Raw genomic sequence first — 19,976 nt, forward strand, 5'->3', positions numbered from 1 at the left:
TCTCGGCCATGATGGTGCCGACCGATTTCTTCCGCCCCTCTCCTCGTGCACCTTCATGCTCTTCGTACCGCTCCCCTTCGTCGTCGCCATCCTTCTCCTCGTTCTCTTCGCCGCCGTCGCGAGGCGGGACGACGAGGCACCGCGGAACCTGCCGTTTCTCGCATTGATTCTGGTCAGTGTGCTGCAATCATTACTGTCCGGGCTTCGCTGGGGCTATGGGATGCAGGGCGTCATGTTCATCGCACCTATCGGCGCGGCCATCGTGCCGCCGCTTGCCTATTGCGGCGTATCCCGGCTGATGCGCACGAGCCGCTTAGCAACGCTCCTGCGCATCGGCCTGCATGGCGCGCCGGCTGTCGTCATTGTCCTGCTGGTGGCGCTGTGGCGGGACGCCATCGATGTGGCGCTCGTCCTGATCTTCGTCGGCTATGCGGTTGCGATCCTTCTTCTCATGCGGCCGGGGACCGATGCGCTTCGACTGGCGACCTTCGAGAACGCAGTGCCCGCCTATCGCGCAATTCTTTTCGCGGCTTTCGCCCTGCTCTTGTCAGCAGCGCTCGATACCTTCGTCTTTCTCGATCTGGCCTGGACCCAAGGCAGATATGCGTTGGTGATGATCACCGTCGGAAACCTCGCGGCACTGATCATCCTGTCGATCGCCGGCGCGGTGGCGAGCCGCAGTCGCACGCCTCTGGAGGTCGTCGAACCGACTCCGGAGCCCGACGTGGCCGAGGACAAGGAAACGATGATCGCCATTCAGAGGCTGATGGAAACGAGGCGCATCTATCGCGATATGGACCTTAACCTCGATCGACTCGCCCGTAAGGCCGGCATTCCGACCCGGCAGATCTCTGCGGCGATCAACCGGACGACGGCCAAGAACGTCTCGCAATATGTGAACGAGTTCCGCATAGCGGAGGCGTGCCGCCTGCTTGCAGAGACGGAAAAATCCGTGACGGAGATCATGTTCGAGGTGGGATTCCAGACCAAATCCAACTTCAATCGCGAGTTCCGCCGCGTCACGGATATGGCGCCGCTCCAGTGGCGGGAAAAGAACGAGCAGCCCGCCTGAAATGGTACGAAATCGCGATCGAGCACGTTCTAAAACCTGTAAGAGGTCGCGTTTCCGGCGTGTCCGGCCATGCTGTCGGCATGAACACGATCACCGAACACGACCGCAAACTCGCCGAGACGCTCAAGTCGCTCTCCCTTGAGCCTTCGCCCCGAACATTTCAGTCGCCGAAGAAAAGCGCTCGGCGGCGGGTATTCTTTGTCAGCCTCCTTGCGCTGGTCGCTGCATCTTGTCTTCCGGCCGTCTGCTGGCCGGAGGCGGTGGTTCGCTTCAAGACCGCGCTCCTCGGGCGGACAGGCACCGCGGCTGGTTCCACGGTGTCCGGCAGCGAGATAGTCGACCCGCGCGAGCAGGGGAAATCGCGAGATGGGGCGATCTCCGCGGTTCCGGGAGCGCCGCTCGCCATTGCACGCGAGGTTACCGGTTCCGGCTATGTGGTCGCGCCGCGCGCCACAACGGTATTCTCCAGGTATGAGGGCAGGATTACCGACATCGCCGTCGAGGTGGGAGACCATGTCGCGGCCGGCCAGGTGCTGGTCGCGCTCGATGACGCCAATGCCCGCTACGCGCTCGAGCAAGCGAAAGCCGCGAGGATTTCGGCCGATCTCGCGCTTGTGGCCAAGGACATCGCGCTCGCACAGACGCGCGCCTCGCTGGATCGCGTAGAGAGCCTCGCCGCCCGCGACGCGGCATCCAGGCAGCGGCTCGACGAAGCGCATACCGCCTGGGAAAGCGCGCGCAACAATGTCGCGCAGGCACAGCAGGACATCTTGAGGGCCGAGCTGGCCATCCGCATTGCGGAGGAGGCGGTCGATGAACTGACCGTCCGCGCCCCCTTTGCCGGCACGATCACACGGCTCAACGCCCATTTTGGCGACACCGTGCTCGCGCGGGCCGACAGCGTACGGGAAAACCAGAGCCTGCTGACGATCACCGACGCCGGCAGCATGGTCATCGACGCCGATGTGGCGGAAACGAGCGTCGCAGCGCTTCGGCCCGGCCTTCGCGGAGAAGCGGTGCTCGACGCGTTTCCCGATCGGCCTTTCGCAATCGTGCTCATGCGGCTCGCCCCCGTCGTGTCGCCGGAAAAGGGCACGATCGCTCTTCGTCTCTCCCTCATCAACCCACCTGAAGGCATCCGGCCAAACATGGCCGCGCGCATCCGCATCAACGTCACCGATACCGACAGCCAAACTGGAGAACGGCAAAATGACCGATAGCACCAAGGACGAAGCGTATATCGCGCTGAAGAACGTACGAAAGTCCTACAAGATCGGTATCGAGCCGATCCCGATCTTCTCCGGCCTCGATCTCACCATTCCCCGCAGCGATTTCGTCGCCGTCATGGGGCCGTCCGGGTCAGGAAAATCGACGCTCCTCAACATGCTTGCCGGCATAGACCTGCCGGATGCCGGCGAGTTGCGCATCGGCGGCAACCGGCTCGACCGGATGGGCGAAACCGCCCGCTCGGCATGGCGAGCGCACAACATGGGCATCGTCTTCCAGTTCTATAATCTGCTGCCGATGCTGAATGCGGCCGAGAACGTGGAACTGCCGCTCCTGCTCAAGCCGCTTTCGGCCAGAGAGCGGCGCGTTCGGGTCGGAAAGGTCCTTGATCTGGTCGGGCTCTCCGGTCGTGAAAAGCAATATCCGGCGATGATGTCGGGCGGCCAGCAGCAGCGCATCGGCATCGCCCGCGCAATCGTCGCCGATCCCGAACTGCTGCTCTGCGACGAGCCGACCGGCGATCTCGACCGCAAGTCGGCCGATGAGATTCTCGACATGCTGCGTTTCCTCAACCGCGAACTTGGGAAGACGGTCGTGATGGTCACGCACGATCCGCAGGCGGCGCTGTACGCCCGGCGCACGCTCCATCTCGACAAAGGCAGTTTCGTTGAAGAGAATAGGGCCGCCTGATGACCTTTTTGCAGCTTGCCCGAAGGAACACGTGGCGCAAGCCGATCCGCAGCCTGCTCCTGATGGTCTGCGTTGCCGTGGCTTTCCTCATTTACGGGCTCACGGCGAGCTTCACGAGCGGCACGCAGAGTGCTGTCGGCGCCAGCGACGACATTCTCGGGGTGATGAACGCCGCCGGGCGGGCTCAGCCCTTGCCGATGGCGCACATGGCCCGAATTGCTTCGGCGCCGGGCATCGCTTCGGTAGCCTACATGTCGCGTCTGCGCGGCTTCGTGGACAATGAGAGGAACGTGGTCGCCGTCAGCGCGGTCGATCCGGGCTTATTGATCGCCGTCAACGGCAGTGAGCTCGGCCTGACGCCGGAACTGATCGCGCCCCTTGGTAAGGCTCGCGACCGGGTGCTGGTCGGTCGCGCACTCGCTGAGGCACAGGGCTGGTCGGTCGGCGACCACATCAACGTCACCGCCTTTCAGGTCGCCAGGGAGGACGGCAGCCGCGACTGGCGCTTCGAGATCGCCGGCATTTTCGCAGGCGAGAGCCCCAGCAGCGACACCTATTTCATGATCGCCCGTTACGACTACATCAATGCGGCGCGGGCGCGCGACAGGGACACGGCGGATGCCTTCATTGTCCGTCCGCGGAGGTCGGTACCGTCGAGCGAGCTTGCTGCCCGCATCGATGCGCTGTTCGCCAATTCCGTCGCGCCGACCCGGACGCAATCGGAAAAGCAGTTCCTCGAGGCTTTCCTGCGCCAATATGCCGATGTCGGCCTGATCGTTGATCTCGTCGTCGGAGCGGCATTCGTCACCCTGCTGATGATCGTCATCAACACGATGGTCTTCGCCGTACGCGAGCGCACCTTTGAGTTCGGCGTTCTGAAATCGCTGGGTTTCTCGCGCACCAGTATTCTGTCGCTTGTCCTCACTGAAACACTGTTCATCTTCGTCATAGGCGGCGGCATCGGCCTGGCGCTGGCGAAGCTCGCGACCCTCTTCGCACCCCCTACCCTCGGTCTCGTCTTCTCCCTCTCGATTCTCGTCAAGGCGGCGGCGATCATGCTTGCCCTGGGGCTCGCGACCGGCGCCCTGCCGGCCGTCAATGCCATGCGCATATCCATCACCGCCGCTCTCAAAACGAGGTAACCCATGTCTTCCATCATCAGACAGACGCTCGCAATGCTCCGCGCCAATCTCTTCAGCCTGCCGCGCCGCCTTGCGATTTCCCTCTCCATGGCGCTCTCGATTGCGCTCGTCGTTTGCGTCCTCGCCGGTTTTCTCTCCATGGCGAAAGGCTTCGAGAAAACCCTGACGGGTACCGGCTCGCCATCGGTCGCCGTCATTCTCGGCGGCGGCACGAACCAGGAGAGCGGTTCGGACATTCCCGCCGGAGCGGTCCGTGTTCTTGAGGCGATGAAAAGCGACATCGGCGTCATCCGCAATGCGGCGGGAAACCTTGTATCCTCGCGCGAACTTGTCGTGCCTGTCGAGGTGAGATCAAATGAAGGTGCGGGCGAGCGCACGCTGGCATTGCGCGGCATGGAGCCCTCCGGGCCGTCACTGCGCGACGGCGTTAGGCTGTCAGCCGGACGCCTCTTCGCTCCGGGTGCGCGTGAGATCGTCGTTGGTGCGCGTCTTGCCCAGGAATTTCCCGGTTTCGGCGTCGGCGACACGTTCCGGCTCGGAGCGGTCGACTGGAGGGTAGCGGGACATTTTTCCGCTAGGGGCAGCGCTTTCGAATCTGAAATCTGGGCCGATCTCGACGCGGTTCGCTCCGCCTTCGATCGCCAGGGCCAGGTGCAGAGCTTTCGGCTGCGCCTCGTCGAGCCTTTCGCCCTCAAGACCTTGCAGAATGCGCTCGCCAAGGTCACTGGCACACCGCTGGTCGCGATATCGGAAGCCGATCTCTATGCCGGGCAATCGTCGCGAACAGCCGATCTCATACGGCTTCTCGGCTGGCCGATTGCGCTTCTGATGGCCATTGGCGCGACGGCCGGGGCGCTCAACACGATGATGAGTTCGGTCTCGGACAGGACGATCGAGATCGCCACCGTCCGCGCACTCGGCTTCAACCGCCTCCCGACCTTCGCAGCGACCTGGGCCGAAGCGACACTGCTTGGTGCCTTCGGTGCCGTCATAGGCACAGCCGCATCGTGCCTCGCCTTCAACGGCTGGCAGGCGAGCACTGTTGGGGCCAACAATGCCCGCATGACGTTCGAGCTTGCCGTGAGCGGCGACGTCATGCTGACGGGCGGTCTCCTAGGGCTCGCGATCGGCATCGTCGGCGGTGCTCTGCCCGCATTTGCCGCCACCCGGCTTCCCCTGACGGCGGCGTTGCGCGCACGGGGACAATGACGATGATCCCGGATCGGCTTGCGCCTCGACGCTTGGCGCGCCAAGAGTGCGCCGAAGAAATCGCTTCAAGGAATCGGTACGGATGCGAAGAAAAGAGATCGCGATCATTGGCGGCGGACCCGCCGGCCTCATGGCAGCGGAAGTGCTGTCGCGCGCCGGCCATTCGGTGACGATCTATGAGGCCATGCCGACAGCGGCGCGCAAGTTCCTGCTGGCGGGAAAATCCGGCCTCAACATCACCCATGCCGAGGACTATGCGCTTTTCGCGACGCGCTTCGGCGCGGCCTCCGATCGGCTGCGCCCGGCGCTCGACGCCTTGACGCCCGACGCCCTGCGCGCCTGGGCGGCGGGACTCGGCACCGAAACCTTCGTCGGCTCCTCCGGCCGGGTCTTTCCAACGGCGATGAAAGCCTCGCCGCTCTTACGCGCCTGGCTGCGCCGGCTGGAGGCCGAGGGTGCGCGGCTCAACACCCGCCATCGCTGGTCGGGTTTTACCGAGGACGGCCATGTCTTCGATACCCCGGCGGGACGGAAGATCGTCCGTTGCGATGCCGCGCTCCTGGCGCTTGGCGGCGCAAGCTGGCCGCGGCTCGGGTCCGACGCCGCCTGGGTGACGTGGCTGAGGGGTAAAGGGGTAGAGGTCAACGACTTCCGCCCCGCCAATTGCGGCTTCGACGTTGCCTGGAGCGAGGCGTTCCGGGAGCGTTTCCAGGGCGAACCGCTGAAGGCCGTCACCGCTTCCTCCGACGCAGGCACGTTTCCGGGCGAATTCGTCATAAGCCGCAACGGCATCGAAGGCAGCCTTGTCTATGCCCATGCGGCAAGCCTGCGCGACCGGCTGCAGCGGGACGGCAAGGCCGCGCTTACGCTCGATCTCGCCCCCGGCCGGACGGCCGAGCGGCTGGCGCGCGATCTGGCGCGGCAGGACCGCAAGGCGAGCTTCTCCAACCGCCTGCGCAAGGGAGCCGGGCTCGACCCGATAAAGGCGGCGCTCCTGCGGGAGATCCGACCAGACGCGGCCAAGACCGATCCGGAACGGCTCGCTGGGCATATCAAAGCCTTGCCCCTGCCGGTGCTGAGGCCCCGGCCGATCGCCGAGGCAATCTCGTCGGCGGGCGGCGTCCGCTTGAGCGAGATCGACGAGGGCTACATGCTGGAGCAGCTTCCCGGCCTTTTCGTCGCCGGCGAGATGCTCGACTGGGAAGCGCCGACCGGTGGCTATCTCCTGACCGCCTGCCTCGCCACCGGCCGGGCGGCAGCGCGCGGCATCGAAGCCTGGCTCGCCGCGGATCGACCGGGCTCGGAGATTCCATTGTCACCGTGAAGCGTCGCCGCACGGGGTGTGCCGCCCCGGAATGCCTTGGCATTGAATGTCGCGGCGCGGAAAAGCTATTACAGAGCACGGCTGTATCAAGCATATGCAAGGGGATGAAAATGAGCCTGGCACTGTTCGACCTCGCGGGCCGCCGCGCCCTCGTCACCGGCTCGTCGCAAGGAATCGGGTTTGCGCTTGCCCGCGGCCTTGCCGAGGCGGGCGCCGAGGTGGTCCTGAACGGACGCGACGAGGCGAAGCTCGAAGCCGCGGCTGAAAAGCTCGGCGGTGTCCACACCCTCGCCTTCGACGTCACCGACCATGCGGCAACGCGGTCCGCGGTCGACCGCTTCGAGGCGGAGGTGGGCGCGATCGGCATTCTCGTCAACAACGCGGGCATGCAGCATCGCGCGCCGCTCGAGGATTTTCCGGCAGACGCCTTCGAGCGGCTCATGAAGACCAACATCGCCTCCGTCTTCAATGTCGGCCAGGCGGTGGCGCGACACATGATCCGCCGCGGCGCCGGCAAGATCATCAACATCGCCAGCGTTCAGACCGCGCTCGCTCGGCCGAGCATCGCGCCCTACACCGCCACCAAGGGCGCTGTCGGCAACCTGACCAAGGGCATGGCCACCGACTGGGCCAGATACGGGCTGCAATGCAACGCGATTGCGCCCGGCTATTTCGACACGCCTCTCAATGCGGCCCTCGTCGCCGATCCTGCCTTTTCGGCGTGGCTCGAGAAACGCACGCCGGCGGGCCGCTGGGGCAAGGTCGACGAGCTCGTCGGCGCCTGCGTCTTTCTTGCTTCCGACGCCTCGTCGTTCGTGAACGGCCACGTGCTCTATGTCGACGGCGGCATAACGGCCTCGCTCTGAGGTGCTGCCGTCTCCCCTCGCCCAATGGGCGCGTTCCTGTGGCGGGTTGCTTTATCCGGGCACTCGCCTATTTGGAAGGGACGGCCTTGTAGCCTCCACCACCGGAACACCATCATGCGACAGTTGGAATTCCTCGATCGCTACAGCCCCTTCGCCCTTGCCGTGCTTCGCATCGTCACGGCCTTGATCTTCATGGAGCATGGCACGCAGAAGCTCTTCGGCTTTCCCGCACCGCCGGAACAGGGAATGCCGCCGCTTCTTTCCATCTTCGGGATCGGCGCCGTCATGGAATTCGTCGGCGGCCTCTTGATCCTTGTCGGGCTTTTCACCCGTCCGGTCGCCTTCCTGCTGGCCGGCGAGATGGCCGTCGCCTACTGGATGGTCCATGCGCCGCAGAACTTCTTCCCGGCCTTGAACGGAGGCGACGCTGCAATTCTCTATTGCTTCGTCTTCCTGCTCTTCGTCTTCACGGGACCGGGTGCCTGGAGCGTGGACGGCACGCTTCGCGAAAGACCTGCCACCCCGCAATGAGGGGCGTCCCGCGGGCGCGGAGTAGCGTGGAAGCCCGCCTCAGCGGAGGACACCGGAGAAGCTGCCGCGCCGGGCCGCCTCGAGCAGGAGCTCGCAAGGCGGATCGGCGAGGCCGGCACTCGCTAGCGCGCGCAGCGCGTCGACGACCTTGTCTGGTCCAGAGGCTTCCGCATAATGCATCGGTCCACCACGCCAGCGCGGAAAGCCGTAGCCGTGGATCTTCACGAGGTCGATATCGGAGGCTCTAAGCGCCGTACCGTCGCCAAGGATGCGGGCACCCTCGTTGACCATCGGCCAGAGGATGCATTCGGCGATCGAGCTTTCGTCCCAGTCGCGGTGCGGGAAGCCTGCGGCCTCCTCCGCGATGATCGCCGCGACCGTTTCGGAGGGCCGAGGCGTTCGCTCGTCCGGCTCGTAATCGTACCAGCCGCCGCCGCTCTTCTGGCCGAAGCGCTCGATCGCGCAGAGGCGATCGGCGATCGGCGCGAAGGGCGTCTCGCCGCGAGCGCGGGCGGCTTTCCGCTGGAAAGCGGCAATGTCGAGCCCGCCCAGGTCCTGCGCCTCGAACGGCCCCATGGGCAATCCGAAGGCGCGCATGGCGGCGTCGACCGCGGTGGGGGTGCCGCCGGAGAGAAGCAGCCGCTCGGCTTGCGCCCGCGTCACCTTGAGAATGCGGTTGCCGATGAAGCCGTCGGAGATGCCGGCACGCACCGGGACCTTGTTCAACGTGCGCGCCAGCGCGAAGCCGGTCGCCAGCACTTCCGGCGTGGTTGCCTGCGTCGGCACGACTTCCAGGAGCTTCATCACATGCGCCGGGCTGAAAAAATGCAAGCCCAGGAAGCGCCCCGGGTTTCCGATCCCCTCCGCGATCCGCTCCGGATCGAGATAGGAGGTGTTCGTCGCGAGCACGGCATCGTCGCGGCAGACAGCCGAGAGCCGCCCGAAGACGTCCCGCTTTACGTCCAGGTCCTCGAAGACCGCCTCGATGACCAGATCGACTTCGGCGAGCGCGGCATGATCCGCGGTGCCGGTGACGCCCGCCATGCGCTCGGCCGCGACGCCGGCGGAGATGCGGCCGCGCTTTGCCGCGCCGTCGAAAATTGAGCGGAGATTGGCAAGCCCCCGCTCCACTTGAGCGTCGTCGCGCTCGATCAGGACGACCGGCAGACCGGCGTCGCGAAGCGCCGCGGCGATGCCGGCGCCCATGGTGCCGCCGCCGATCACCGCCGTCGATTTGATGGCGCGCGGCTGAACGCCGGCGAGCTCCGGCGGGCGCGTGGCCGCACGTTCGGCGAAGAAGACATGGCGGAGTGCCGCGGCCTGTGGCGAGCCGCGCAGCGCCAGGAAGGTCTCGCGCTCGAAAGCGATCGCCGTTTCGAAATCCGTCTCGGCCGCACGGCGCACACAGGCGAGCGCCTTCATCGGCGCCTCTTCCCGCTTGGCGCGGGCAGCGACCGTCTTTTCCGTCGCCTCCCAGAAGGGCTCCGCCGGAGCGGCGACGGGGCGGTCGCGAAGCGCATCCGGCAGGGGCCGGCCGAGTGCTTCCCGGGAGAACTGGACAGCGCCGGCGATGAGGTCGCCATCGATCACCGCGTCGATCAGCCCCGCCTCACGAGCCTTGAGCCCCCCGAGCGGCGCTCCGGTCGTGACCATGTCGACTGCCGTCTCGACGCCAGCAAGTCGCGGCAGACGCACCGTTCCGCCCGCCCCCGGCACTATTCCGAGACGGACCTCCGGCAAGCCGACATTTGCCGAGGGAACCGCCACCCGAAAGCGGCAGCCAAGCGCCACCTCGAAGCCACCGCCGAGCGCGCTGCCGTGGATTGCGGCGACCCAGGGTTTCGCCGCCCGCTCAACCCGGGCGACGAGGTCCGGCAGGTGGGGCGGCTGAGGCGGCTTGCCGAATTCGCCGACATCGGCACCGGCGATGAACGTACGACCGGCGCAGGCGAGCACCACCGCCTTCACCGACGGATCTGCATCGAGCCTCTCGGCCGCGTCGAGGAGCCCTTGGCGGAGCGCCTGCGACAAAGCGTTTGCCGGCGGGTTGTCGACTGTGACAACTGCGATCTCGCCTTGCTGTTCAATGCTGACGGTCATCGTTAGATCCCAGGTCTCACGGACGCGTTTCAAGGAGTTTCGCTGCCGGGTGGTCATGGCGATATGCGAGCCTATCATTGACTGGCCGGTCGGTTTATGCAAGGGTTTTTCCGGCCGTCGGTATGCATGGCGGCAGGGAGGGAACATGTCCCAATCCGACACCGTTCTGTCGGCGCTTGGGGACGGCGTGCTGCGCCTGACACTCAACCGCCCCGACAAACTGAACGCCTTCAATGAGGAAATGCATCTTGCATTGCGCGCCGGCTTCGAGCGCGCCCATTCGGACGACAGGGTTCGTGCCGTGCTGCTGACGGGTGCGGGGCGCGGCTTCTCCGCCGGCCAGGACCTCGGCGACCGCGATCCGCGCAAGGGCGGCGCGCCGGACCTCGGCCACACCATCGAGACGTTCTACAATCCGCTCTTGCGACTGATCCGCGGCCTTGAGAAACCGGTCGTCTGCGCCGTCAACGGCGTTGCCGCGGGCGCCGGCGCCAATATCGCCTTTGCCTGCGACATCACCCTTGCCGCCCGCTCCGCCCGCTTCATCCAGGCCTTTGCGAAGATCGGGCTGGTGCCCGATTCCGGCGGAACCTGGAGCCTGCCGCGTCTCATCGGCGAGGCCCGCGCCAAGGCCCTGGCGCTGACGGGCGAACCGCTCGACGCCGAGACCGCGGCAAACTGGGGGCTGATCTGGCGGGTTGTCGACGACCCGGCGCTGGTGGACGAGACATTCGCGCTCGCCGCGCGTCTTGCCGCCGGGCCGACCAAGGGGCTTGGGCTCACCAAGCGGGCGATTCAGGCGGCCGCCACCCATTCCCTCGACGAACAGCTCGATCTCGAACGCGACCTTCAGCGCGAGGCCGGCCTGAGCGCCGACTATGCCGAGGGCGTGGCCGCCTTTCTCGAAAAGCGCAAGCCGGAGTTCAAGGGCCGTTGATGGACGCCGCGATGATGACCGCAGAAGAACTGGCGCGCGCCTGCGCCCGTGTCATGTGGGACGACGACCGGGCCTCGCAGCGGCTGGGGATGAGCCTCGACCACATCGCTCCGGGCGCTGCAACGCTCTCGATGACGATCACTCCGGAGATGACCAATGGCCACGGCACCTGCCATGGCGGATACATCTTCACGCTCGCCGATTCCGCCTTCGCCTTCGCTTGCAACTCTTACAACCAGCGCGCGGTCGCACAACACTGCTCGATAACCTATATCGCGCCGGCCGTCGAAGGCGACCGGTTGACGGCAACGGCACGCGAGGTCTCGCGGCGCGGACGCGGCGGCATCTACGACATCCGCATCACCAATCAGCGCGGCGAACATATCGCCGAGTTCCGCGGCCATTCGCGCACCGTCAAGGGCACGCATCTGACGCAGCCGGAAAATATGCAGGTCTCGCAAACGGACACCGAATGATCACGACGGCCGAGCGCGGGCTTCTTTAGTTCCGGAGGAGACATTTTATGGAAGACCTTGCACCCCGCCCCGGTGATCTCGAGCCGATCGAAACGGCGTCTCGCGACGAAATGGCCGCGCTCCAGCTCGAGCGCATGAAGTGGTCGCTCGCCCATGCCTATGGGAACTCGCCCTTCTACCGCGCCCGCTTCGATCAGGCAGGCGTGCATCCTTCCGACCTGAAGACGCTCGCGGATCTTGCGAAATTTCCCTTCACCACCAAAGAGGACCTGCGCGAGACCTATCCCTTCGGCATGTTCGCGGTCCCGCGCGAGAAGCTCGCCCGCATCCATGCCTCCTCGGGCACGACCGGCAAACCGACCGTCGTCGGCTATACGCTCAAGGACATTGATACCTGGGCGAGCGTCGTCGCCCGCTCGATCCGCGCCGCCGGCGGCAGGCCGGGCGACATCGTCCACGTCGCCTATGGCTACGGCCTCTTCACAGGCGGCCTCGGCGCCCATTACGGCGCCGAGAAGCTCGGCTGTACCGTCGTCCCGGTCTCCGGCGGCATGACCGAGCGGCAGGTCACACTGATGACGGACTTCAAACCCCGGATCGTCATGGTGACCCCCTCCTATATGCTGTCGATTCTCGACGAGTTCCGCCGGCAGGGAAAAGACCCGCGCGAGAGCTCGCTCGCAATTGGCATCTTCGGCGCCGAGCCGTGGACGAACGCCATGCGGGAGGAGATCGAGCACGCTTTCGACATGCACGCCGTCGACATCTACGGCCTCTCGGAAGTCATCGGGCCGGGGGTCGCGAACGAATGCGTTGAGACGAAGGACGGCCTGCACGTTTGGGAGGATCACTTCTACCCCGAGATCATCGATCCCACGACCGGGGCTGTGCTGCCCGACGGCGAGGTGGGCGAACTGGTCTTCACCACCCTCACCAAGGAGGGCCTGCCGATGATCCGCTATCGCACGCGGGATCTGACGCGGCTCTTGCCCGGGACGGCGCGGTCGATGCGGCGCATCGAGAAGATCACCGGCCGCTGCGACGACATGATGATCCTGCGCGGCGTCAATGTCTTTCCGACGCAGATCGAGGAACAGATCCTCAAATGCCGCGGTCTCGCGCCGCACTTCCAAATCGAGCTCACCCGCGCCGGGCGCATGGACAACATGACCGTCCATGTCGAATGCACGCTTGCCGCGGCGGACGAGGCCGCACGCGCTGGATCGGCACGGGAACTCGCTCATCACATCAAGAGCGCCGTCGGCGTCAGCACCGCGATCGAGGTTCACGACCCGGGCGGCGTCGCGCGTTCCGAGGGAAAGGCGAAGAGGGTGGTCGACAATCGGCCGAAGGAATGAGAAGGAACGCCGGTCGCGACCCTTACTGCATGTTTCCTTAAATCCCAGCTGATTTAAGGATGAAAACATGCAGCAATTCAAAGTGCTACAGCGATCTTTGCGCGTCTGATAAGACGCGCGGCGCTGTATGTGCACGGGAGGACTTTACGGTTTCATGGGATCGAGCGGTACCGAGTTAAAGCAGGATCAAAATGGCACGAACACGCGCAGTCGATTTTGAGGAAAAACAGCGTGGCATTCTGGCGAGCGCCGCCGCGGTCTTCGCCGAAATGGGGATGGAAAAAGCGTCGATGGCGCAGATCGCCGCGCACAGCAATGTGTCCAAGGCTCTGCTCTATCACTATTATCCGAGCAAGGACGCGCTGATCTTCGACATCGTGCGCACGCACCTCGCCGAACTCGACGCCGCGATCGAGGCGGCCGATCGGCCCGATCTGGCTCCTGAAAAGCGGCTGCGCCTGCTCGTGCGCCAGGTGCTCGAGAACTATCGCGACGCTGACGACCATCACAAGGTTCAGTTGAACGGCACGAGCGCGCTTTCACCCAAGCAGATGGCCGAGATCCACGCGATAGAGCGGCGCATCGTCAAGCGCTTCTCCGCCGTGATCAACGACATCAATCCGGACCTCAACAGCGACCGCCCCCTTTTGATGCCCGTGACCATGTCGCTCTTCGGCATGATGAACTGGGTCTATATGTGGTTCCGCCCCGACGGCCCGATCAGCCGCGACGAATATGCCGACCTCGCCACGACGCTGATCCTCGAAGGCGTCAAGGCGGTGCGGTGACTTTCGCGTTGGAGTACGCACGGAGCAGCATCTCCTGTGCTGCCGAGGGGGTATCGACAGCCGATCGCAGATTGATCGGAATCGGCCCTACTCCCCCGCACCCTCCACGTCGCGGCCGGTTTCCGCCACCGTCTTCAGCCGATGGGCAAACTCCCGCCTCAGCGTGCGGCGCAGTTCCGCCGCCTGGTGGCGGCGTTTCTCGGTCGGCGTCTCCGGATGGTATTCCGGCACCGGGACCGGGCGGCCCTCGTCGTCGACGGCGACCATGGTGAAATAGCAGGAATTCGTGTGCCGCCTTGTCGCGGCGCGGATGTTTTCCGCCTCCACCCGGATCCCGACCTCCATCGAGGTGCGGCCGGCATAATTGATTGAGGCGCGGAAGGTTACCAGCTCGCCGACATGGATCGGCTCCTTGAAGATCACCTGGTCGACGGAGAGCGTCACCGCATATTGCTTGGAAAAGCGCGAGGCGCAGGAGAAGGCCACTCGGTCGAGCAGGTTCAGGAGCGCGCCGCCATGCACCTTGCCGCTGAAATTCGCCATGTCCGGCGTCATCAGAACGGTCATTACCAGATGCCGCGTCTCCTGCTCCGTCATTATGTCGCTCCTTGGATCTGGAGCGGAATGCGGGCGGAAATCCGCTTCACACTTTTCCTCATCCCGCTCTAACCTCTCGTCTTCGCCACCATCGTCAGTACATCATATTGCGCGACGGTTGCGCCAGTCTGATTGATGACACGGCAGTCCCAGCGGACCTCGCCATGCTCGGCATTCACCCGCGGATTGATCTCCTTGCAGGTGAGCCGGACCTGCAGAACGTCGCCGGGATAGACCGGCGTCAGGAAGCGCAGATTGTCGACGCCGTAGTTCGCGAGCACCGGCCCGGGGGCCGGATCGACGAAGAGACCGGCGGCGAAGGAGACGATCAGATAGCCATGGGCGACGCGTCCGTCGAAGAAGGGATTGGCCCGCGCCGCCTCCTCGTCCATATGGGCGTAGAAGGTGTCGCCGGTAAAGTTGGCGAAATGCTCGATATCTTCGAGCGTCACGGTGCGGGTGGCGGTCACGAGCTGATCGCCGACCTGAAGCTCCGCGAGCGACTTGCGGAAGGGATGCTCGCCGTCGGCCCGCGCCGGCGCACCCTCGATCCAGCGGCCGGTGACCGCCGAGATCAGGCCCGGCGCACCCTGGACGGCGGTGCGCTGCATATAGTGCTTGACACCGCGCATGCCGCCCAATTCCTCGCCGCCGCCGGCCCGGCCGGGGCCACCATGCACGAGACCCGGCAGCGGCGAACCATGGCCGGTCGAGGATTTGGCGCTCACGCGATTGCCGATCAGCACGCGGCCGTGGAACGGCGCCATGCCGATCACCAGCTCCTGCGTAATGTCGGGATCATTGGTGAAGACGGAGGTGACGAGGCTGCCCTTTCCGCGTTTAACGAGCTCCACCGCCTCTTCCACCGCATCATAGGGCATGACCGTGCTGACCGGGCCGAAGACCTCGACGTCGTGAACCGACCGTGCCGCGCCGGGCTTGCCGCAATAGAGAAGGATTGGATTGAGGAAGGCGCCCGCCTCCGCGTCGCCGGAAACCATCTGCGGGTTCGCGGGGTCGCCGACGACGACCTCGGCGTCGACACCAAGGTCGCGGATACGCGCCCGCACTTCGTCCCGCTGACCAAGACTTGCAAGCGGGCCCATCCGGACGTTTTCGTCGGCCGGATTGCCGAGGGCGACTTTGGCGAGCCGCTCATCGAGCGCGGTGATGAGCGCGTCGCAATGGGCGCGCGGGGCGATGACACGGCGGATGGCGGTGCATTTCTGCCCGGCCTTTGCCGTCATCTCGCGGGCGACCTCCTTGACGAAAAGGTCGAACTCCTCCGTCCCGGGGCCCGCGTCGAGGCCGAGAACCGCAGCGTTGAGGCTGTCGGCCTCCATGGTGAAACGGACGGAATTCTCGACGATCGCGGGGTGGGTCTTCAGCCGGCGCCCGGTCACGGCCGAGCCGGTGAAGGTGACGACATCCTGGCCATCGACGTGATCGAGAAGATCGCCGACGGAGCCGCAGATCAGTTGCACCGCGCCTTCAGGCAGCAGACCGGTCTCAACGATCCGCCGGACCATCAGCTCGGTCAGATAGGCGGTCTGGCTCGCCGGTTTCACGATCGCAGGCATGCCCGCAAGCAGCGTCGGCGCCAGCTTCTCGAGCATCCCCCAGCAGGGGAAGTTGAAGGCGTTGATGTGGACCGCCACGCCCTGAAGCGGTGTCAGGATGTGCTGGGCCGAGAACGTGTCATCGCGCGACAGCGCTTCCACGCCACCGTCGACGAGGACCCGGGTGTTCGGCAGTTCCCGCCTGCCCTTGGAGGAATAGGAAAAGAGCGTACCGATGCCGCCTTCGATGTCAATCCAACTATCCGAGCGTGTGGCCCCCGTGGCAGTCGAGAGCGCATAGAATTCCTCCTTGCGCTCCATAAGCGCCTGCGCGAGCGCCTTCAGCATCGCCGCGCGTTCATGGAACGACATGCGACGGAGCGCCGGACCGGCCTTTTCGCGCCCGTAAGCAAGTGCGGCGGCAAAGTCGATGCCGCTGGAATCGATCAACGCCACTGGCGCGCCGGTCGCGGCATCGAGCAGGGCCACGCCTTCCTTCGCGCCCCTTGTCCAAACGCCGCCGACATAGCTTTCGAGCCGGCGGGGGCGGTCTGCCAATACGTTCATTTGGTGTTCCTTCCGTCAGTTCAGATTGAGCCGAGCAAGCTCGGCATCGACCGCCGCCTGCCATTCGGCGAGCAGCGTCTCATTGGGCGTGTGACGAAGGCCGAGACGGGCGAGCATCTCGTAGCGGGCGGAACCCGAGAGGCCGAAACTCGCCGCGACGCGCGGTCGCCAATACATGATCGCTTCACGAGCGGCGCGCCGTCCCTCTTCTGTCTCGGCAATGCGCTTCAGCCCCTCGACGCCGAGCTCGGCGTGGTGGGTTTCGCGCGGCAGGATTTCCCGGAAGACTTCGGCAAGCGGCTGATAAGAGACGCGCGCCAGCTCGCTAAGCTGGATCACGACCGCCTTGCCCATGAGCACGTTCATCACGACTGCATCGATCCAGCCCTGGAGCGGATAGTGCAGGACCGAAAGCCGCATGTCGCCGCCGCGGCGCTCCGCGCCGATATCAGCGTTGCGGTCAAGCCGCGCCGACCAGGGATGGTGCACCGCGTATCGGGCCGTGTCGGCCCCGAAGCTGCCCATGATCTCAAGCACCCGTCCGGCGTGATCGGCCTTCTCAAGCACGATCCGCGCCGCGGCGATGCGCTCCTTGATCCCCGGCGCATCGTTGATGACGTCGGCGAAGCCGGCGGAGCCGGCGAGCTCGCTGTCTATGAAGCTCGCCATCAGCCGCAGAAGCTCGCCGCGATAGCGCGGCGGCACATTGTCGGGTGAGGTGAGCATGCCGCCCTGAGCGAGATAATCTTCGATGGGCATCGTGTCGGATGTCGTATCGGACATGGGATTTCCTCCCTCCCTCGACCGATCACTGGTCGTAGCTGACGACGATGCGGTCGCTCAGCGGATAGGATTGGCAGGTGAGCACGTAACCTTGCCGCACCTCGTAATCTTCGAGCGCGTGATTGGTCTCCATCTCTACCTCGCCTTCGATCATTTTGGCGCGGCAGGTGGAACAGACACCCGCCTTGCAGGCATAGGGTGCGTCGATCCTGTTTTCGAGCGCCGCCTCCAGCAGGCTCTGCCCCTGCTTCGGAAAGGTAAAACTGCGCGTCGTGCCGTCGAGGGTCACGGTCGCCGCACATCTCGCCTGTCTGTCAGCCCCTTCCGTAGTCTCGACCTTGCGGCGCGCCCGGCCCGGCTGTGAAGAGGCGAACAATTCGAACTTGATCCGCTCGTCGCCGAAACCGTGCGCGCGAAGCGCAGCGGCAACGGCCAGCATCATTGGCTCCGGCCCGCAGATGAAGGCGGTATCGGCCGATTTCACATCGATCCAGCTACGAAAGAGAGCCGTGCATTTCTCCGCATCCAATCGCCCGGTGAAGAGATCGATGTCCTGCGCTTCGCTTTCCAGGATGTGCACCACCGAAAGCCGCCCGAGATAGAGATTCTTGAGGTCTTCGAGCTCCTCGCGGAACATGATCGAGCTGACGTGACGGTTCGCATAAACCAGCGTGAACTGCGAGCGCGGCTCGCGAGAGAGCGTCGTTTTGATGATCGAAAGCAACGGCGTGATGCCGCTGCCGCCGGCAAAGCCGAGATAATGTTTCGCGACCTCTGGCTCGATAGCCGTGAAGAAGAAGCCCATCGGCGGCATCGCCTCGAGTGTGTCGCCGGGCTTAAGCTCCTCGTTCGCCCAAGTGGAGAAGCAGCCGCCGTCGACGCGCTTGATGCCGACCTTCAGGACGCCTTCGTCGCGGCCGGCGCAGATCGAATAGGAGCGGCGCAGTTCCTCGCCGTCGAAGATGCGGCGGAAGGTCAGATATTGCCCCTGCGTGAAATCGAAGACGGCACGATCCTCCTCGCGTGGCCGAAGCGTGACGACCACGGCATCGCGCGTTTCGCGCCGGACTTCGGTGACTTGAAGGGGGTGGAAACGTGCCATTTAAGGGCGCCTCACTCCTTGCATCCCGTCAGATGCACTTGAAATAGTCGAAGGGTTCGAGACAGTCCAAGCAGCGGTAGCTCGCCTTGCACGGCGTCGAGCCGAACTGGCTGATCTTCTCGGTGCGGGTCGAGCCGCAACGGGGACAGGCAATCGTCAGGTTAGAGCGGCCGGAGAGGCGTTCGGCCCGCTCAAGAAGCCGGCCATCGGCGGCGGTGCCGTCGACCGGCGGCGCGATGCCATAGGCCTTGAGCTTCTCGCGGCCCTCGGCGCTGATCCAGTCGGTGGTCCAGGCGGGCGAGAGCTGGCGTTCGAGCCGGACGCTCTCGATCCCCTTCTCATTGAGCGCCCGCTCGATGTCGAGATTGATGACGGTCGTCGCAGGACAGCCCGAGTAGGTCGGTGTGACCGTCACCACCAGCGTGTCGCCATCCCAGGCGACGTCGCGGACGATGCCGAGATCGGTAACCGAGATGACCGGAATCTCCGGGTCCGGCACTTCGGCGAGCCAGCGCCATATGTCCTTGATCGAGGGACGCGTAACAGTGACCACCGCCGCCTCCCTACCAGGTCGCGCCCGGATAGGCCCGCTGCAGGAACTGCAGCTCGGCGAGGACATAGCCGAGATGCTCGGTATGGACGCCCCGCTTGCCGCCCTTGTGCATGTAGCCGTCCACGGGCTTCTTCAGCGTCGCCTCGGCAAGCGCTTCGGCGACCAGCGCGTCCCATCCATTCTTCAAGCTCGCGGGCTGCGGCGCGACGCCTGCCGCAGCAAGTTCGGCGTCGGAGGCTTCGTTCATGAACATCTCGCCGGTATAGGGCCAGAGGTCGTCGAGTGCCGCCTGCATGCGGGTGTGGCTTTCCGCCGTTCCGTCGCCCAGCCGGATGACGAGATCGCGGCTGCGCTCGAGGTGATAGGAGGCTTCCTTCGACGCCTTCTCGGCGATCGCGGCGATGCGCGTCTCGGAAGAATCGCGCAGCGCCGTCAGACAGAGATAATGCCACGCGTCGAACAGGAACTGGCGCATGACCGTTTTCCCATAGTCGCCGTTCGGACGTTCAGTAAGCAGAAGGTTACGGAATTCGAGTGCGTCACGGTGATGGGCCAGATCGTCCGCGCTGCGCCCCTTGCCCTCGATCTCGCCCGCGAGGCCGAGCCAGAGCTGCGTTTGGCCGATGAGATCGAGCGCGGTGTTGGCGAGCGCGATGTCCTCTTCGAGCGCCGGGGCGTGGCCGCACCATTCCGACAGGCGATGGCCGAGGATCAGCGCATTGTCGCCCATGCTGAGCAGGAACTCGAAGACCGCCGCGCGGTCGACGGCCGCTTCCGTCGCGGTTGCGCTGGCCATCACATGTGCCCCACTTCATCTGGAATGTCGAAAAAGGTCGGATGACGGTAGACCTTCGAGTTCGACGGTTCGAACAGCGGCCCTTTTTCAGAAGGCGCGCTCGCGACGATGTCGCTCGAACGCACCACCCAGATGCTGACGCCCTCGTTGCGGCGGGTATAGACGTCGCGGGCGTTATTGATCGCCATCTCCGCATCGGGCGCATGCAGGCTGCCGACATGGCGATGATTAAGGCCGTGCTGGCCGCGGATGAAGACCTCCCAGAGAGGCCATTCGCTGGACATGTTTCTCTCTCCCTA

20 protein-coding genes are annotated in these 19,976 nt (G+C 65.0%); 12 read left to right on the plus strand and 8 right to left on the minus strand.

All coding sequences use genetic code 11. The features are described 5' to 3' along the window. The first annotated feature begins 55 nt into the window (after positions 1–55). From AYK65_RS29885 to AYK65_RS29920, 8 genes are all read left to right on the plus strand, one after another. The gene (locus tag AYK65_RS29885) at positions 56–1,072 is read left to right on the plus strand and encodes a helix-turn-helix domain-containing protein (RefSeq protein WP_026614652.1); all 1,017 of its coding nucleotides are present in this window, start codon (positions 56–58) and stop codon (positions 1,070–1,072) included. Continuing rightward, on the plus strand, positions 1,042–2,292 hold the full coding sequence (locus AYK65_RS29890) for an efflux RND transporter periplasmic adaptor subunit (protein WP_046117566.1): 1,251 nt from the start codon (positions 1,042–1,044) through the stop codon (positions 2,290–2,292). Before AYK65_RS29885 ends, AYK65_RS29890 begins: the two co-directional genes overlap by 31 nt. Continuing rightward, complete coding sequence (locus AYK65_RS29895; RefSeq protein ID WP_046117565.1) at positions 2,282–2,989, plus strand: ABC transporter ATP-binding protein; 708 nt, start codon at positions 2,282–2,284, stop codon at positions 2,987–2,989. The genes AYK65_RS29890 and AYK65_RS29895 overlap by 11 nt, the downstream gene beginning before the upstream one ends. Beyond that, on the plus strand, positions 2,989–4,131 hold the full coding sequence (locus AYK65_RS29900) for an ABC transporter permease (RefSeq protein WP_081162960.1): 1,143 nt from the start codon (positions 2,989–2,991) through the stop codon (positions 4,129–4,131). The genes AYK65_RS29895 and AYK65_RS29900 overlap by 1 nt, the downstream gene beginning before the upstream one ends. A gap of 3 nt (positions 4,132–4,134) precedes the next feature. Next, positions 4,135–5,340 (plus strand): ABC transporter permease, encoded by a 1,206-nt coding sequence (locus tag AYK65_RS29905; RefSeq protein WP_081162962.1) that lies wholly within the window; start codon positions 4,135–4,137, stop codon positions 5,338–5,340. Between the two features lie 82 nt (positions 5,341–5,422). Next, the gene (locus AYK65_RS29910; RefSeq protein WP_046117562.1) at positions 5,423–6,664 is read left to right on the plus strand and encodes a TIGR03862 family flavoprotein; all 1,242 of its coding nucleotides are present in this window, start codon (positions 5,423–5,425) and stop codon (positions 6,662–6,664) included. Between the two features lie 110 nt (positions 6,665–6,774). After that, positions 6,775–7,530 (plus strand): SDR family oxidoreductase, encoded by a 756-nt coding sequence (locus AYK65_RS29915; protein ID WP_081163118.1) that lies wholly within the window; start codon positions 6,775–6,777, stop codon positions 7,528–7,530. A 114-nt stretch (positions 7,531–7,644) separates the two neighbouring features. Beyond that, positions 7,645–8,061 carry a DoxX family protein gene (locus AYK65_RS29920; protein WP_034885239.1) on the plus strand — a complete coding sequence of 139 codons (417 nt, stop codon included), beginning with the start codon at positions 7,645–7,647 and terminating at the stop codon, positions 8,059–8,061. A 39-nt stretch (positions 8,062–8,100) separates the two neighbouring features. On the opposite strand, the gene AYK65_RS29925 is transcribed toward AYK65_RS29920, so the two are convergent. Next, positions 8,101–10,161 carry a 3-hydroxyacyl-CoA dehydrogenase NAD-binding domain-containing protein gene (locus AYK65_RS29925; protein ID WP_081163119.1) on the minus strand — a complete coding sequence of 687 codons (2,061 nt, stop codon included), beginning with the start codon at positions 10,159–10,161 and terminating at the stop codon, positions 8,101–8,103. A gap of 145 nt (positions 10,162–10,306) precedes the next feature. On the opposite strand from AYK65_RS29925, the gene paaG reads away from it, so the two are divergent. From paaG to AYK65_RS29945, 4 genes are all read left to right on the plus strand, one after another. Further along, positions 10,307–11,098 (plus strand): 2-(1,2-epoxy-1,2-dihydrophenyl)acetyl-CoA isomerase PaaG, encoded by a 792-nt coding sequence (gene paaG, locus AYK65_RS29930; protein WP_046117561.1) that lies wholly within the window; start codon positions 10,307–10,309, stop codon positions 11,096–11,098. An 11-nt stretch (positions 11,099–11,109) separates the two neighbouring features. Further along, positions 11,110–11,574, plus strand: a complete 465-nt coding sequence (gene paaI / locus AYK65_RS29935) for a hydroxyphenylacetyl-CoA thioesterase PaaI (protein ID WP_420810270.1) — start codon at positions 11,110–11,112, stop codon at positions 11,572–11,574. Positions 11,575–11,621: 47 nt separating this feature from the next. Then, complete coding sequence (gene paaK, locus AYK65_RS29940; RefSeq protein WP_026614662.1) at positions 11,622–12,932, plus strand: phenylacetate--CoA ligase PaaK; 1,311 nt, start codon at positions 11,622–11,624, stop codon at positions 12,930–12,932. Positions 12,933–13,123: 191 nt separating this feature from the next. Next, the gene (locus tag AYK65_RS29945; protein WP_046117560.1) at positions 13,124–13,720 is read left to right on the plus strand and encodes a TetR/AcrR family transcriptional regulator; all 597 of its coding nucleotides are present in this window, start codon (positions 13,124–13,126) and stop codon (positions 13,718–13,720) included. Between the two features lie 87 nt (positions 13,721–13,807). On the opposite strand, the gene AYK65_RS29950 is transcribed toward AYK65_RS29945, so the two are convergent. From AYK65_RS29950 to paaB, 7 genes are all read right to left on the minus strand, one after another. Then, on the minus strand, positions 13,808–14,317 hold the full coding sequence (locus AYK65_RS29950; protein WP_081162965.1) for an acyl-CoA thioesterase: 510 nt from the start codon (positions 14,315–14,317) through the stop codon (positions 13,808–13,810). Positions 14,318–14,385: 68 nt separating this feature from the next. Continuing rightward, positions 14,386–16,443 carry a phenylacetic acid degradation bifunctional protein PaaZ gene (paaZ, locus tag AYK65_RS29955; RefSeq protein WP_081162966.1) on the minus strand — a complete coding sequence of 686 codons (2,058 nt, stop codon included), beginning with the start codon at positions 16,441–16,443 and terminating at the stop codon, positions 14,386–14,388. Between the two features lie 15 nt (positions 16,444–16,458). After that, a complete protein-coding gene (locus AYK65_RS29960) occupies positions 16,459–17,226 on the minus strand; it encodes a Phenylacetic acid catabolic protein (protein ID WP_026614666.1) in 768 nt (255 codons plus the stop codon). A 25-nt stretch (positions 17,227–17,251) separates the two neighbouring features. Continuing rightward, positions 17,252–18,328, minus strand: a complete 1,077-nt coding sequence (gene paaE, locus AYK65_RS29965; protein ID WP_081162969.1) for a 1,2-phenylacetyl-CoA epoxidase subunit PaaE — start codon at positions 18,326–18,328, stop codon at positions 17,252–17,254. Positions 18,329–18,356: 28 nt separating this feature from the next. Next, positions 18,357–18,881 (minus strand): 1,2-phenylacetyl-CoA epoxidase subunit PaaD, encoded by a 525-nt coding sequence (paaD, locus tag AYK65_RS29970; protein WP_081162970.1) that lies wholly within the window; start codon positions 18,879–18,881, stop codon positions 18,357–18,359. Between the two features lie 10 nt (positions 18,882–18,891). Continuing rightward, positions 18,892–19,677 (minus strand): 1,2-phenylacetyl-CoA epoxidase subunit PaaC, encoded by a 786-nt coding sequence (gene paaC, locus AYK65_RS29975; protein ID WP_081162973.1) that lies wholly within the window; start codon positions 19,675–19,677, stop codon positions 18,892–18,894. After that, positions 19,677–19,961 carry a 1,2-phenylacetyl-CoA epoxidase subunit PaaB gene (paaB, locus tag AYK65_RS29980; RefSeq protein WP_026614670.1) on the minus strand — a complete coding sequence of 95 codons (285 nt, stop codon included), beginning with the start codon at positions 19,959–19,961 and terminating at the stop codon, positions 19,677–19,679. The genes paaC and paaB overlap by 1 nt, the downstream gene beginning before the upstream one ends. Between the last annotated feature and the right edge of the window lie 15 nt (positions 19,962–19,976).

It is taken from the genome of Ensifer aridi (assembly GCF_002078505.1).
Taxonomy (GTDB): Bacteria; Pseudomonadota; Alphaproteobacteria; order Rhizobiales; family Rhizobiaceae; genus Sinorhizobium; species Sinorhizobium aridi.

Coding starts and splice junctions, on each gene's coding strand:
- AYK65_RS29885 (WP_026614652.1), top strand. CDS start 56: ATGCTCTTCGTACCGCTCCCCTTCGTCGTCGCCATCCTTCTCCTCGTT.
- AYK65_RS29895 (WP_046117565.1), top strand. CDS start 2,282: ATGACCGATAGCACCAAGGACGAAGCGTATATCGCGCTGAAGAACGTA.
- AYK65_RS29900 (WP_081162960.1), top strand. CDS start 2,989: ATGACCTTTTTGCAGCTTGCCCGAAGGAACACGTGGCGCAAGCCGATC.
- AYK65_RS29905 (WP_081162962.1), top strand. CDS start 4,135: ATGTCTTCCATCATCAGACAGACGCTCGCAATGCTCCGCGCCAATCTC.
- AYK65_RS29910 (WP_046117562.1), top strand. CDS start 5,423: ATGCGAAGAAAAGAGATCGCGATCATTGGCGGCGGACCCGCCGGCCTC.
- AYK65_RS29915 (WP_081163118.1), top strand. CDS start 6,775: ATGAGCCTGGCACTGTTCGACCTCGCGGGCCGCCGCGCCCTCGTCACC.
- AYK65_RS29920 (WP_034885239.1), top strand. CDS start 7,645: ATGCGACAGTTGGAATTCCTCGATCGCTACAGCCCCTTCGCCCTTGCC.
- AYK65_RS29925 (WP_081163119.1), bottom strand. CDS start 10,161: ATGACCGTCAGCATTGAACAGCAAGGCGAGATCGCAGTTGTCACAGTC.
- paaG (WP_046117561.1), top strand. CDS start 10,307: ATGTCCCAATCCGACACCGTTCTGTCGGCGCTTGGGGACGGCGTGCTG.
- paaI (WP_420810270.1), top strand. CDS start 11,110: ATGATGACCGCAGAAGAACTGGCGCGCGCCTGCGCCCGTGTCATGTGG.
- paaK (WP_026614662.1), top strand. CDS start 11,622: ATGGAAGACCTTGCACCCCGCCCCGGTGATCTCGAGCCGATCGAAACG.
- AYK65_RS29945 (WP_046117560.1), top strand. CDS start 13,124: ATGGCACGAACACGCGCAGTCGATTTTGAGGAAAAACAGCGTGGCATT.
- AYK65_RS29950 (WP_081162965.1), bottom strand. CDS start 14,317: ATGACGGAGCAGGAGACGCGGCATCTGGTAATGACCGTTCTGATGACG.
- paaZ (WP_081162966.1), bottom strand. CDS start 16,443: ATGAACGTATTGGCAGACCGCCCCCGCCGGCTCGAAAGCTATGTCGGC.
- AYK65_RS29960 (WP_026614666.1), bottom strand. CDS start 17,226: ATGTCCGATACGACATCCGACACGATGCCCATCGAAGATTATCTCGCT.
- paaE (WP_081162969.1), bottom strand. CDS start 18,328: ATGGCACGTTTCCACCCCCTTCAAGTCACCGAAGTCCGGCGCGAAACG.
- paaC (WP_081162973.1), bottom strand. CDS start 19,677: ATGGCCAGCGCAACCGCGACGGAAGCGGCCGTCGACCGCGCGGCGGTC.
- paaB (WP_026614670.1), bottom strand. CDS start 19,961: ATGTCCAGCGAATGGCCTCTCTGGGAGGTCTTCATCCGCGGCCAGCAC.